Raw genomic sequence first — 12790 nt, forward strand, 5'->3', positions numbered from 1 at the left:
CCGGTGGGCGCCTTCGAGGCCGAAGTCCCGCTGCGCTGGGCGGACATGGACGCGTTCGGCCACGTCAACCACGCGACGATGGTCACGCTGCTGGAGCAGGCGCGCGCCGAGATGCTCTTCGCCGAAGCGGAGCGGCGCGGGTTGCACGGCATGTCCGCGGGCATGGTGGTGGCACGCGTGGTGATCGACTACCACAGCCCGCTGTTCTACGCGGACCGCGTGCTGCGCGTGCGCATGTCCGTGCGGGAGGTCAAGGCCGCTTCGTTCGTCGTGGACTACACCGCGCACTCCGAGGAAACGGTGGCCAGCGCGGAAACGCTCATGGTTCCGTACGACCTCGCTGCGGGCCGGCCGCGGCGGCTGACCGCGGAGGAGCGCGCGTTCCTCCGCGGTTGGCAGGGTCCGGGGCCGGGCCGACCGGCCGCAGCGCGAGCGGAGAACGTGGAGCCTTCCAGTGCCTGAACTGCGAATGCCGGATGCCGCGCAGCGCGAGGACCTCGGCGCGTTCGTGGCACGCGCCGTGCGCCTGGAGCAGCAGACCGTGCTGCGGCTGCGCAACCGCGCCGGGACCGACCGGTTGGACGTGTGGACCGCCACCCCGTTCGACGCGCTGTGCACCCGCGTGGTGCAGGGGGAGGCCGAACCGGCCGACGTGAGCGTGCAAGGTAGTGAGCTGCTCGCCGCGTTGACCGTGGCCAACGGGCCGCGGATGGATCCCGGTCCGGAGCGGGATCTCATGTGGCGCTCCGAGCTGCCGCCGCCCGAGGGCTGGCGACGCGTCGACGACCTGCCCGCGAAGGTCGTCGGCGAGGTCGCCGACCAGGGGGTTCAACTCGCCCGCGAGAACGTCGGCCCGAAGGGCACTCCGCCGGCGTCGCTGATGGACCAGGAGGTCTTCACCGTGCACGGCGCCGGTTTGGAGGTGAAGGTGCCGCTGCGGTGCCTGTTCGCGCTGTCCGGCATGGGCTTTTTGGTTCCCGAACCGCCCGAGGAGGAGGTCGTCCGGATCAGCGCCACCGAGTCCTGGCTGCGCATCGACTCCCGGTTCGGTGCCGTGGTGCGGCGTCGGCACGCACTGCTGCCCCTGCTGATGTGACGCCGCAGGGGACCTAGCGCAGGCCGGTGGCGGTCCCTAGCCCGCCAACCAGGCGGCCGTGCCGGGTTCCAGTTCGCCGTCGCGCAACGGGCGGCTGGACAGCAGCAACTCGCCCGGGGGCGCGGGCACTCGTTCGGCCGAGACGTTCAGCGCGCACGTCAGCCCGTGCCCGGTGCGCCGGAACGCGAAGCAGCCCTCCGGGGCGCCGAACCACTCGACGCCGTCGCCGGTGAACGCCGAGTGCTCGTTGCGCAGCTGCACCGCCTTGCGGTACAGCGACAGCGTGGAGTCGGCGTCTTCGAGCTGGCTTTCCACGGTGAATTCGGACCACGCCGGCGGGATCTGCTCCCAGTCACCGGGCATCGGGGAGAAGCCGAACGGCGGCGTGCCGCCTTCCCACGGCATCGGCACCGGCCGGGTACCGGGAAGACCGAGTTCCTCGCCGTGCCGCAGGCACACCGCACCCGGCAGTGCCAGCTGCACCAGCGCCATGGACCGCACGGGCGTCAGCGCGGCATCGGTGCGGCTGTTCTCGGCATCCCGGCTGGCCATCGCCCAGGCCTGCCGCGTGGGTGCGCCGTTGGGGCCGTCGAGGATGCGGTCGATCACCGCGGGCAGTCCCGCCGGGTCGAACCCGGTGACGGCGAGTTCCAGGTTGAACGCCAAGTGCCACGGCCCCTTGCCGGTGCCGAGCACGATGCGCTCGGGGAACTCGTCGACGATGCCGCGCACCACCCCGTCCGGATCGTCCCGCGGTGCGAGGTGCACGCCGTCGACGCCGTGCCGCAGCCACGGCTGGAGCACCGCCCGCGCGTCCTGCTCGTACGGGTCGAAATCGGCGGCGATGAGCAGGCGCATGCCGCTCTGGTGCACCTCGTCCACGAGAGAGGTGAACGAATCACCCTCCGGGGAGGGCACGCCGGTGAGCACGAGCGCGTCCGCCCCGAACAGCTCCGTGTAGCCGAGCCGGGCCCGCAGCCCTTCGAGATCGCCCACACCGTCGCCGTCGGCATCGGCGAACGTGCGCACGTCCACGCGGTAGAACAGCGCGTCGCGCCACCACGGCCGGTCGGTCGTCTCCTCGTTGCCAATCACCGCGCCACCCGAGTCAGAACCACGAATTCACCATGCCGTGCGCGGCCATCTCGAAGTACGACCAGAGCTGTTCGCGGTGTTCGGAGCTGAGCTCCGCCTCGTCCAAGGCGATGCGCATGCACCGCAGCCACGCGTCGCGTTCGGCCAGGCCGATCTTGAACGGCGCGTGCCGCATCCGCAGACGCGGATGTCCGCGCTGTTCGGAGTAGGTGCGCGGGCCTCCCCAGTACTGCATGAGGAACAGCTTGAGGCGTTCCTGCGCCGGTCCCAGGTCCTCCTCCGGGTAGATCGGCCGCAGCAGCTCGTCGGAGGCGACCTCCTGGTAGAAGCGCGCCACGATCTTGTCGAAGGTCGCCTCGCCGCCCACCTGGTCGTAGAAGGTCTGCGAAGTCACGTCCCCATCCTGTCAGCACTCCGATGACACCGTCACGGCTGTTTCGAGTTGTGCTGCGTGCTGCTGCCCGGTCCCAGCGGCAGGCCGTTCGGGTACGGGGGCTTGATGTCCTCGTGGTCGTAGGCGCGCTTGATCTCGCGGTGCAACTGGCGCTGCACCGTCCACTGCTTGCCGGGGCGCACCTTGATCGTCAACCGCAGGCTGAGCGCGTCCACTGTGACCTGGTTCACGCCGAGCATCTGCGGCGGTTCCAGGCAATCCTCGGCGAGCGGGTCGCGCTGGGTGGCCTCCTCCGCGACCTCCGAGGCGACCTCGATGGCCTTCTGCACGTCGCTGGAGTGCGAGATCGGCAGGTCCAGCACGGCGACGGCCCAGCCCTGGCTGGAGTTGCCGACGCGCAGGATCTCCCCGTTGCGCACGTACCAGACGGTGCCGTCCACATCGCGCAGCGTGGTCACGCGCAGGCCCACCGCTTCGACCGTGCCGGCGGCCTCGCCGACGTCGACCCAGTCGCCCACGCCGTACTGGTCCTCGACGAGCATGAACATGCCGGACAGGAAGTCCCGCACGAGGTTCTGCGCGCCGAAGGACACGGCGATGCCGAGCACCCCGGCGGAGGTGAGCAGCGGTCCGATGGGCACACCCAGCACCTGCAGGATGTACATCACCGCCAGGCCGAGGATGAGCAGCGAGGCGACGGACTTCATCACCGAGCCGATGGTGCGGGCCCGCTGCAGGCGCCGCTCGGACAGCGCGGCGTTGGTGCGCACGTCCGAGCGTTCCTTGAGCGGCTGCAGCAGCTTCGGGGTCCGCCCGTTCGGCTGGGTCATCCGCGTGATCACCCGGTGCACGACCCAGCGGATCGTGTAGGCCACCACCAGGATGAGCGCGATCTTGAACGGTTTGGCCAGCAAGAAGTCGGAGGATGCGGCGAGCCACTCGTTGCCGGTCATGCGGAACACGCCGTGGCACCAGCTGCCCACTTCCTGCACGCACTTCGGTTGCGAGAGATCGGGTAGGTCCATGCTCGGCGGTCTCCATCGGGGGACGGGGGATGCGCGCCGCGCACGGCGTCGGGGGTCGCCGCCGTCCGGGCGGACGGAGACGGCGCGCATCACCCGGACAGTCGAACGACAACGGCCGTTCGTTACTCGGATCGCCGATTTTTATGGGTCTTATCACGCCATGTGATCAGGGAATTCGGGCGATTCTGTCACCCAGTGCAGACCGGTGGCCGCGGACAGGAACGCGAGCTGGTCGGCGATCAGGTCCACCGTGCGCGACACGGAGCGGGCCGCGTGGCCCACCTCCGTCTCGCGGCGCAGCAGCACGGGTCGCTGCTCGGCGGCTCCCCCGTCATGCGGGCGGGCGGTCCCGCGCGGTTGGACGGGCTCGGGCGGTTGAGCCGTTCCGTGCGGTTGGGCGGTGGTGGGAGGGGCGCCGGTCGCGTGCTGCAACGCGGCGCACATCTTCCGGGCGTGCAGCGGATCCACCCGCGTGTCCGACTCGAACACGCTGAACAGCACCGACGGGTAGCCCGTGCCCGGACGCACGTGGTGGTACGGCGAGTAGGACAGCAACCACTCCAGTTCTTCGGCGTGCTCGCTGGACCCGTACTCCTCGGTCCACAGGCGTCCGAGCAGGAAGTGCTCGAAGCGCACCATGTCCAGCAGCGGCGCCGAGCACACCACCGCGCGGTAGAGATCGGGCCGCTGGGTCAGCGCCGCGCCGACGAGCAGCCCGCCGTTGGAACCGCCGGATATCGCCAGCCGGTCGCTGCCGGTCCAGCCCTCGGCGATCAGGTGTTCCGCCGCCGCGTGGAAGTCGTCGAAGGTGTTCTGCTTGTTCTCCCGCATGCCCGCGCGGTGCCACTGCTCGCCCTCCTCGCCACCGCCGCGCAGCGACGGCAGAGCCCACACCCCGCCCGCGGCCACCCAGGCCAGGGCGGTCGGCGCGTAGCCGGGTTCGCGGGACAGCGAGAAACCGCCGTAGCCGGTCATCAGCGCCGGACGCGGTTCGTCGGGCTGCTCGGTCGGGGTGAGCAGGAACATCCGCACCGGTGTGCCGTCCGCGGAGCGGTAGGTCACCTGGCGGGTGCGCACTTCGGGCAGCCGGTTCGCCCCGGGCGCCCGCTGCTCGAGCACGACCTCACCGGTGGTGTGCGCGTAGCGGTGCACGCACGGCGGGGTGCCGAAGTCGGTCCAGCCGAACCACACGTGCTCGGCACCGCCCGCGGTGTGCTCGTCGACGGTGCTGAGCCCGGTGACCTGGCCGGTGCCCGGCAGCGGGAGCTCGCGCACGGCCGCGCCGCTGGCCGGGTCGTGCAGGGTGATCTCGGAGACGGCGTGCCGCGTGCGCAGCGCCGCGAGCAGTGGCTTCCCGTCGCCCGGATCGAACCAGCGCACGGCGTCGAGCACCGCCTCGGGATCCGCGGCGAGCAGCTTGCTCCAGTGCTGCTGCTCCGGCCGCTGCGGATCGGCCGTGAACAGCTCCCACCGGGATGCATCGCGCGTGGTCAGCACGTACAGCCGACCGTCCGGTTCGACCCAGGCGTGCGCGCGGAACCCCTCGGTGGTGTCGACGAGCTGCCGCTTCGGCTGCGCGGCAGCGGGGTCCAGGTCGAGCAGCCACACCGAGTCCTTGCGCGCGGTGCCGGGGCTGCCGTTGATCACCAACCAGCGCCCGTCGCGGGAGGCGCTCGTGCCGAAGAAGTAGGTCGGGTCGAGGCCGTCCCCGTGCAGCCGGACGTCCTGCGCCGGATCGGTGCCGACGCGGTGGCGCCACACGCGGCGGTGGAACTGCTGCTCGTCCGCCGGCACCTCCTCCGGCGGCAGGCGGCGCACGTAGCAGAACTCCGCGCCCCCGGGCAGCCAGGACACGGGTGAGTAGCGGCACCGGTCGATGGGGCCTTCGAGCAGTTCGCCGCTGTCCACGTCGAGCACGTGCAGCAGTGACTCCTCGTCGCCGCCGACCGAGATCTGATAGGCGAGCCGGTCGCCTTCGCGGCTCGGTGACCACCGGTCGAGCGTCGTCAGACCGCTCGGGTCGAGCTGCATGACGTCCAGCAACACGCGCTCGGTCCCGTCCGGTTCGCGCACGTGCAGCACGGCGAACTCCTCGGCGGGTGCGCGGCGCACGAAGAAGGCGCGGCCGGCGCGCCAGGTCGGCGTGCCCACCGAGCCGGCGGCGTGCAGCGCGGAGAGGTGCTCGGTGATCGCCTCGCGGTCGGGCAGCGCGTCGAGGTGCGCGCGTGCGAGCTCGTCCTGAGCCTCGCTCCACTTCACCGCGCGGGGATCCTGCGGATCCTCCAACCAGCGGTACGGATCGCTGACGGAGTGGCCGTGCAGCACGTCGATCCGGTCTTCGCGCTCCGCCTCGGGGTAGGCGGGCGGGTTCGCAGCGGGCGGGTGGTGCGGCCAGGACTGGGTTGGTGACTCGCTCACGGCGCCGACGATACGGAATCCGTCCTGAGCGCGGCGCTTTCGCTCAACCAGGTGATCACGCGATGGGGCAGCGGCCGCGGAGAGCGGTCCGGGGTGGCGGACAATGGTCGTGGGTCCCGGCGAGCGGGCGTGACCAATCACACGTGCGTTCGGGTCGGCGCGTGTGGTCGACTGTTGCCGGACAGCCCGTGGAGGTGGTCGAGTGCCCGACCCGCAACGGACTCTGACGAACGCGCCGGACGGCGGCACCGCGCCGGACAGCGGTGCCGCGCGCGGCCATGGCGAGCCGGCATCTTCCGTGCGCTGCGTGACGGGCAGCCGCACGCAGCGCAGCGATCCCGCGCGGGCCGTGCGGCGGCGGGTGCTGCTGCTCAACGCCACGTTCGAACCGCTGACGGCGCTGCCGCTGCGGCGTGCGGTGGTGTTGCTCGTGTGCGGCAAGGCCGAACTCGTGCACGGCGACGAGGCGGGCGTGGTGCTGCGTTCGGCCAACCACGCGGTGGCCGTGCCCTCGGTCATCCGGTTGCGCACGTTCGTGCGCGTGCCCTACCGCGGCCGGGTGCCGCTCAGTCGCGCGGCGCTGCTGGCGCGGGACGACCACCGGTGCGCCTACTGCGGTGCGAAGGCCGAAACGATCGACCACGTGCTCCCGCGCAGTCGCGGTGGGCAGCACACCTGGGAGAACTGCGTGGCTTCCTGCCGCAAGTGCAACCACCGCAAGGCTGATCGGACGCCGGCCGAGCTGGGCTGGCGGCTGTTGGTGGTGCCGCGCACGCCGCACGGGCGGCACTGGCGGTTGATGGGCGTGGACGCCGATCCGATGTGGTTGCCGTACCTCGGCGAGGTCGCCGCGTGACCGGCCGGTGAAGCACCGCGGTGCTTGGCGAGTCCGCGGCTCGGGACGCGCCGGCCGGTTCGGCGCTCTCGTCCGTTCCGCCGGCCGGTGCCGCCCGGAGTAGTGCCGCCCGGAGCGGGGTCGCCCCGCCTCCGGGCGGCTGCCTCCGACCAGCTGCCTCCGACCAGCTGCCGCTGATCAGCTGCGGTCGCTCGGCCGCGATCGGCCGTTGCGCGCGGTCAGCTGATGCGCACGCCGGCCGCGCTGCTGACCCGTGCGGGGCCGCGCGATTCGCCGCCCCGGGTGCACCGACTGCTGATCCGCACCCCCTGCGCGTTGCGTGTTCGATTTCGCTCCGTACGGGTGATGGACGGTGCCCCCATCGTGCTCCCAGTGGTTGCCACGAGTGTTCCCTCCACGGTCGGTCGGCCTCTGGAACGTGCGTGGACAGCGGTGCAAGATCCAGACAGGTGAAATCTAGAACCGCTCCGCATTCGATACAAGCCGCCAAGTCGCCCCGCCGCGCGTACCCCTGGATGGGCTCGGACGGACCTCGAAGGTACTCCGTTCGAGCCAAAAGGAGTGAATTGAGTCACGAATCGTTACCGGGTGGCGCGTGTCCGGAGGATTTCGGCTGGGCAGTGCGGTGCCTGCGGTGAAACGACCGGGTGCGGGCCGGGAACGCGCGGCCGACGCCGAAACGAGGAGCCGGTCGTGCCGCATCGAAGAGGACTCATCGGATACCGTACGTCCTGTGACTGTCGTTGAGGCTGTGCTCGTCCTGGCGGTGATCCCGGCGGCCATCTACGCGTTGATCACGCTCATGGTGATGTGGCCGCGGCTGACCCGCCCGCGCTATCGCGCAGATCAGGATTGGAACTTCTCTCCGGTGTTCTGGGTCGCGAATCCGGCCGAGGTGAGCAAGGCGGTCCCCGCCGACACCGACGCCGAGGCGTCCGAGGGCACGCGACCCGAGACGGCGCGGGGAGGCGCACGTGGCAACTGGTGAGGTCGCGGGGGACCCCGCTCGGGCCGAGGCGGAACTGACCTCGGGTGAAGTCGTGATGGACGCCGGCAGGCTCTCCATCGCCCGCCGCGTGGAACCGGATCACTACCGCCTGCCGTTCAGTCCCACGCAGCTGGAACGGATCGACGAGGGCCTCGCGCTCTCCAGTCGCAGCACCGGCCTCGAATTCGCCATCTACCTCGGTGACCTCGGCGACGAGACGCGCGCACGAGCCGCGGAGCTGCACGCCGGCCTGGGGGAGTACGCCTCGTCCGGCGTGCTCATCGCCGTCTCGCCCGGGCAGCGCGCGTTCGAGATCGTCACCGGTGAGGAGGCGCACCGGCGGATCACCGACCGCAGCTGCCAGCTCGCGGCCATGAGCATGATGGCTTCGTTCCAGGAGGGCGAGCTCACCGAAGGACTGGTGAGCGGGCTGCGCATGCTGGCCGACGCGGCCGGGCAGCGATCCGACCGCCCCGAGTGACGGCCCGCCCCGAGTGACGGCACCGGAAACGCGGCGGCCGGGGCGGGCATCGCCCAACCCCGGCCGTGTCCGTCGGTCGCGTCACCGGTCGGTCAACCGGTGCGCTGCTCACCGCGGTCGAACGCCCGCGCGGCCAGCGCGCGGACCACCCCGGCGCGGCCCTCCGAGACGAGCCGCCGCAGCGCCGGCGGGTGCTCCTCGGCCAGCCACGCGTCCGCTGCGGCGACCGTGTCCTCGGAAACGGACCACGAGGGGAACAGGCCGATCACCGTCGGCTGGGCCCGTTCGCTCGAACGCCGCTGCCAGACGTCGTCCACCTCGGCGAAGTAGGTGTGCACGTAGTCGGCGAGCAGCTCCTTCTGGTTCGGGTGGCTGAACCCGCCGATGATCGCCTCGTTGATCGCGTTCGGCAGCTCGTCGTCGTGCACCGCCCGCTGCCAGGCGCGCCACTTGTTCTCCGCGGTGGGGACGAGCGCCCGCGCCCGCTCGGCGCGCCGCTGGCCCATGGCCGTGGAGTCCTGCTCGAGCTGCGCGTCGATCTCGGACTCGGACGCGGCGGCGTGCGCCACCAGCGCCTGCAGCAGTTGCCACCGCAGGTCCGTGTCGACGTGCAGTCCCTCCAGCGGGGCGGAACCGTCCAGCCAACCGCGCAGCACCCCGAGCTGCTCGCCGTCCAGAACGGACCCGGCCAGCGAGGTGACGAAGGCCAGCTGGTGGTCCGAACCCGGCTCGGCCTTGCCGGCCAGCTCGAACAGCCTGCTGGTGAACCGCCGCCAGCTCTCGGCCTGCCACGAGGGGTCCACATAGGACGCCAGCGCGGTCTGGGCCTGCAGGAGGACCCGCTGCACCACGCCGACTTCGGTCTCAGCACCGATGCCCGCATCCGCCGATGAACCGACGACGAGGTCGACGAAGTCGCGGGCGCGCATCTCCGCGTTCCGCGTCATCTCCCACGCCGTGGACCAGCACAGCGCGCGCGGCAGCGACTCCTCCAGGTCGCCGATCCGCCGCACCAGGGTGCGCAGCGACTCCGGGTCCAGCCGCAGCGAGCAGTAGGTCAGGTCGTCGTCGTTGACCAGAACGAGCTGGCCGCGGTGCACGCCGACGAGGTCCGGCACCTCGGTGCGCTCACCGGAGACGTCGGTTTCCACGCGGTGCTGGCGGACGAGCCGGCCGTCCTGCTCGTCGTAGACGCCGATGGCCAGCCGGTGCGTGCGCAGCTCACCCGCACCCGGCCGGGCACCCTCCTGCAGCACGGCGAACGAGGTGAACCGGCCTTGCGAGTCCGTTTCGAACTCGGGCCGCAGCGTGTTCAGCCCGGTGGTCTCCAACCACTGCGCGCTCCACCAGGACAGGTCCCGGCCGGAGGACTCCTCCAGGGCCTGCAGCAAATCGCTCAGCGCGGCGTTGCCCCACGCGTGCCGGTCGAAGTAGACGCGCAGCCCGGCCAGGAAGTTCTCCAGGCCGACGTAGGCGACCAGCTGCTTGAGCACCGACGCGCCCTTGGCGTAGGTGATGCCGTCGAAGTTGACCTCGACCGCCTGCAGGTCCGTCATGTCGGCGGCGATGGGGTGCGTGGACGGCAGCTGGTCCTGCCGGTAGGCCCAGGACTTCTCCACGTTCGCGAACGTGGTCCAGGCGTGCTCGTACTGCGTGGCGTTGACCTGGCACAGCACGCTCGCCCAGGTGGCGAACGACTCGTTGAGCCACAGGTCGTCCCACCAGCGCATCGTCACCAGGTCACCGAACCACATGTGCGCCATCTCGTGCAGCACGGTCTCGGCGCGGCGCTCGTAGAAGTAACCGGTCACCTTGGACCGGAACACGTAGTCCTCGCGGAAGGTGACGCAGCCGGCGTTCTCCATCGCCCCCGCGTTGAACTCGGGAACGAAGCACTGGTCGTACTTGCCGAACGGGTAGGACACGCCGAAGGCCCGGTGGTAGAACGCGAAACCCTGCTTGGTCTCGGTGAACAGGCGTTCCGGGTCGAAGTGCTCGGCCAGCGAGGCGCGGCAGTACAGCCCCAGCGGGATGTCGCCCTCCTCACCGTGGAAGACGTCGCGCCACTCGGCGTACGGGCCGGCGACGAGCGCGACCAGGTAGGTCGACAGCGGACGCGTCGTCGCGAACACGTGCCGCAGCGAGCCGTTCGGGTTCGCCTCGATCGCGTCCACCGCGGCGTTGGAGATGACCTTCCACGACTCGGGGGCGTGCACCGTCAACTGGTACGTGGCCTTCAGGTCCGGCTGGTCGAAGCAGGCGAACATGCGCTTCGCGTCAGCCGTCTCGAACTGGCTGTACAGGTACGCGGCCCCGTCCACGGGGTCGACGAAGCGGTGCAGGCCCTCACCGGTGTTGGTGTAGTAGCAGTCCGCGTGGACGACGAGCTCGTTGTCCGCGGCCAGGTCCGGCAGCTGGATGCCGGTGGACTCGTCGTAGCCGGACAGGTCGAGCTCGACGCCGTTGAGCACGGCGCGGTGCACGCGGGTCGCGATCAGGTCGATCCAGGTCCGGCCGCCGACCTGGTCGCTGGTGAACCGCACCGTGGTGGTCGAGGAGAACGTCGCGGCCCCGGAGCCGTCCGCGCCGTCGGACAGATCCAGCTCGATGACGTAGGACTGCACGCGCAGCAGCTCCGCGCGTTCCCGGGCCTGCTCGCGGGTGAGGTTCGGCGGTGCCACGGATCACCTCGTTGCTCGTCGGGTCGGTTTTCACCGGCGCGAATGCGTCGACAGCCGAATCCAATCACGCCGGCGGCTTCGGACATCGCGGGCGGGTGCGCACGCGTGCCCCGAGGATGCGGGAAGACGCGGCGGGCCGCGCGAGTTGTTCCGGTGGAGGCGGTGCGCCGCCGGGTACCGCACGTTGGATGCAAGGAGAAGCGATGACGACGTCCCGTCCGCAGGTGGACTTCTACTTCGACCCGCTCTGCCCCTTCGCGTGGATCTCCTCGCGCTGGATCCTCGAGGTCGCCAAGGTCCGCGACATGGACCTGAACTTCCGCGTGATGAGCTTGGCCGTGCTCAACGAGGGCGGCGACCTCTCCGCGGACTACCAGGAGCTCATGAGCAAGGCGTGGGGCCCGGTGCGCGTGGCGATCGCCGCGGAGCAGCAGCACGGCAACGAGGTCCTCGAACCGCTGTACACCGCCATGGGAAACCGCATGCACGGGCAGGGCCGCAAGGACTTCGACGCGGTCATCGCCGAGTCCCTGCAGGAAGCCGGACTGCCCGCCGAGCTCGCCGCGGCGGCGGACAGCACCGAGCACGACGAGGCGCTGCGCAGCAGCCACCACGCCGGGATGGACCCGGTCGGCGACGACGTCGGCACGCCGACGCTGCACGTGGACGGCGTGGCGTTCTTCGGTCCGGTCATCACGCGGGTCCCCACCGGGGAGGAGGCCGCGGCCATGTTCGACGGCGCCGTGTCGATGGCGCGCTACCCGTACTTCTTCGAGCTCAAGCGAACTCGGACCGAGGGGCCGCAGGTGTGAGGTCCGGATGGATCGGGTGCTGTTGCGGGAGTTCCGCAGCGGCGCCCACCGACCTCATCCGGGGCCGCAGCGGCGCAGCGCCGCAGCGGTGGTCTCCGCCGGGAACGGTGCGCGCGGCAGCGCTTCGTCCGCGCCGAGCTCGCCGTTGCCGACGGCGCGGCACAGCGCGGCCAGCGCGGCGAGGTCGTCGCGCTGGCGCCGCACGAACGCGCGGTCCACGGGTTCGCCGTGCCCCGGCACGGCCGTGTGCCAGCTCCCCCCGGCCAGCAGCGCGTCCAATGTGGAAGGCCACTGCGCCGGGTGGGCGTGCTCGAAATCCGGCGGCCCGGCCTGTTCGACGAGGTCGCCGGTGAACACGACACCGGCGTCCTCGACGTGCACGAGCAGGTCGTGATCGGTGTGCCCCCGTCCGAAGTGGACGAAACGCACGGTGCGTCCACCGAGGTCGAGGCGTGCCCGCTCGGCCACCGGGCGGTCCGCGGCCGCGGGCACCGCCCGGCGCAGCGCGGCGGCCCGCGCCGCGTCTCCCCGGTCGGTGAAGTGCTGCGCCCACTGCTGCCGCTGCTGCTCGGCGGTCGCGTCGACGAACGCCGGGTAACCGCGGTGCGCCCACACGTGCTCCGCGCCGAGCGCCCGGCCGCCGAAGCAGTGGTCGAAGTGGCCGTGCGTGAGCACCAGCTGCAGCGGCAGCGCGGTCCGTTCCCGCACCGCGCGTGCCAGCTCCGCGCCCTGCTCGTCGTCGCTCCGCGCGTCGACGACCAGCGCCGCGCGTGCACCCGTGACGAGCCCGACCGTCAGATCCAGATCGGAGTGGGTGCGGATGTGCACCCCGGCAGCGAGCGTGTGCCACGGCACGCCGGTCACCTCCGTGCTCGGGTGCGGGGAAGTCAGGGCGGCCGGTAGCGCTTGCGGTGCGGCCCGGCCGGTCCTCGAGCGCAGAGCCT

General features: G+C 71.3%; 12 protein-coding genes. 6 read left to right on the forward strand and 6 right to left on the reverse strand.

Translation table 11 applies throughout. The features are described 5' to 3' along the window. Window positions 1-3: 3 nt before the first annotated feature. Together ACVGV2_RS05240 and ACVGV2_RS05245 are read left to right on the forward strand one after the other, a co-directional pair. Window positions 4-462, forward strand: a complete 459-nt coding sequence (locus tag ACVGV2_RS05240; RefSeq protein ID WP_459164915.1) for an acyl-CoA thioesterase — start codon at window positions 4-6, stop codon at window positions 460-462. Beyond that, a complete protein-coding gene (locus tag ACVGV2_RS05245; protein ID WP_459164916.1) occupies window positions 455-1096 on the forward strand; it encodes a hypothetical protein in 642 nt (213 codons plus the stop codon). The genes ACVGV2_RS05240 and ACVGV2_RS05245 overlap by 8 nt, the downstream gene beginning before the upstream one ends. A gap of 36 nt (window positions 1097-1132) precedes the next feature. Here ACVGV2_RS05245 and ACVGV2_RS05250 read toward each other — a convergent pair whose 3' ends face one another. The 4 genes from ACVGV2_RS05250 to ACVGV2_RS05265 all read right to left on the reverse strand — a co-directional run bounded on the left by ACVGV2_RS05250 (window position 1133) and on the right by ACVGV2_RS05265 (window position 6028). Beyond that, a complete protein-coding gene (locus ACVGV2_RS05250; protein ID WP_459164917.1) occupies window positions 1133-2191 on the reverse strand; it encodes a DUF3459 domain-containing protein in 1059 nt (352 codons plus the stop codon). Window positions 2192-2204: 13 nt separating this feature from the next. Next, on the reverse strand, window positions 2205-2585 hold the full coding sequence (locus ACVGV2_RS05255; protein ID WP_459164918.1) for a globin: 381 nt from the start codon (window positions 2583-2585) through the stop codon (window positions 2205-2207). A 32-nt stretch (window positions 2586-2617) separates the two neighbouring features. Continuing rightward, the gene (locus tag ACVGV2_RS05260; RefSeq protein WP_459164919.1) at window positions 2618-3610 is read right to left on the reverse strand and encodes a mechanosensitive ion channel family protein; all 993 of its coding nucleotides are present in this window, start codon (window positions 3608-3610) and stop codon (window positions 2618-2620) included. 153 nt (window positions 3611-3763) lie between these two features. Continuing rightward, complete coding sequence (locus tag ACVGV2_RS05265; protein ID WP_459164920.1) at window positions 3764-6028, reverse strand: prolyl oligopeptidase family serine peptidase; 2265 nt, start codon at window positions 6026-6028, stop codon at window positions 3764-3766. A gap of 307 nt (window positions 6029-6335) precedes the next feature. On the opposite strand from ACVGV2_RS05265, the gene ACVGV2_RS05270 reads away from it, so the two are divergent. From ACVGV2_RS05270 to ACVGV2_RS05280, 3 genes are all read left to right on the forward strand, one after another. Next, a complete protein-coding gene (locus ACVGV2_RS05270) occupies window positions 6336-6884 on the forward strand; it encodes an HNH endonuclease (RefSeq protein ID WP_459165880.1) in 549 nt (182 codons plus the stop codon). A gap of 733 nt (window positions 6885-7617) precedes the next feature. After that, window positions 7618-7872, forward strand: a complete 255-nt coding sequence (gene ctaJ / locus ACVGV2_RS05275) for an aa3-type cytochrome oxidase subunit CtaJ (RefSeq protein WP_459164921.1) — start codon at window positions 7618-7620, stop codon at window positions 7870-7872. Next, the gene (locus ACVGV2_RS05280; RefSeq protein ID WP_459164922.1) at window positions 7859-8353 is read left to right on the forward strand and encodes a DUF5130 family protein; all 495 of its coding nucleotides are present in this window, start codon (window positions 7859-7861) and stop codon (window positions 8351-8353) included. Before ctaJ ends, ACVGV2_RS05280 begins: the two co-directional genes overlap by 14 nt. Window positions 8354-8445: 92 nt before the next feature. Here the strand turns inward: ACVGV2_RS05280 and pepN are convergent, their stop codons facing one another. Beyond that, complete coding sequence (gene pepN, locus ACVGV2_RS05285) at window positions 8446-11034, reverse strand: aminopeptidase N (protein ID WP_459164923.1); 2589 nt, start codon at window positions 11032-11034, stop codon at window positions 8446-8448. A 203-nt stretch (window positions 11035-11237) separates the two neighbouring features. Here pepN and ACVGV2_RS05290 point away from each other — a divergent pair, with 203 nt between their 5' ends. Next, window positions 11238-11846, forward strand: coding sequence for a mycothiol-dependent nitroreductase Rv2466c family protein (locus tag ACVGV2_RS05290; RefSeq protein ID WP_459164924.1), 609 nt, complete (start codon window positions 11238-11240; stop codon window positions 11844-11846). Between the two features lie 54 nt (window positions 11847-11900). Here ACVGV2_RS05290 and ACVGV2_RS05295 read toward each other — a convergent pair whose 3' ends face one another. Next, a complete protein-coding gene (locus ACVGV2_RS05295) occupies window positions 11901-12701 on the reverse strand; it encodes an MBL fold metallo-hydrolase (protein WP_459164925.1) in 801 nt (266 codons plus the stop codon). Between the last annotated feature and the right edge of the window lie 89 nt (window positions 12702-12790).

The organism is Bounagaea algeriensis (assembly GCF_054491375.1).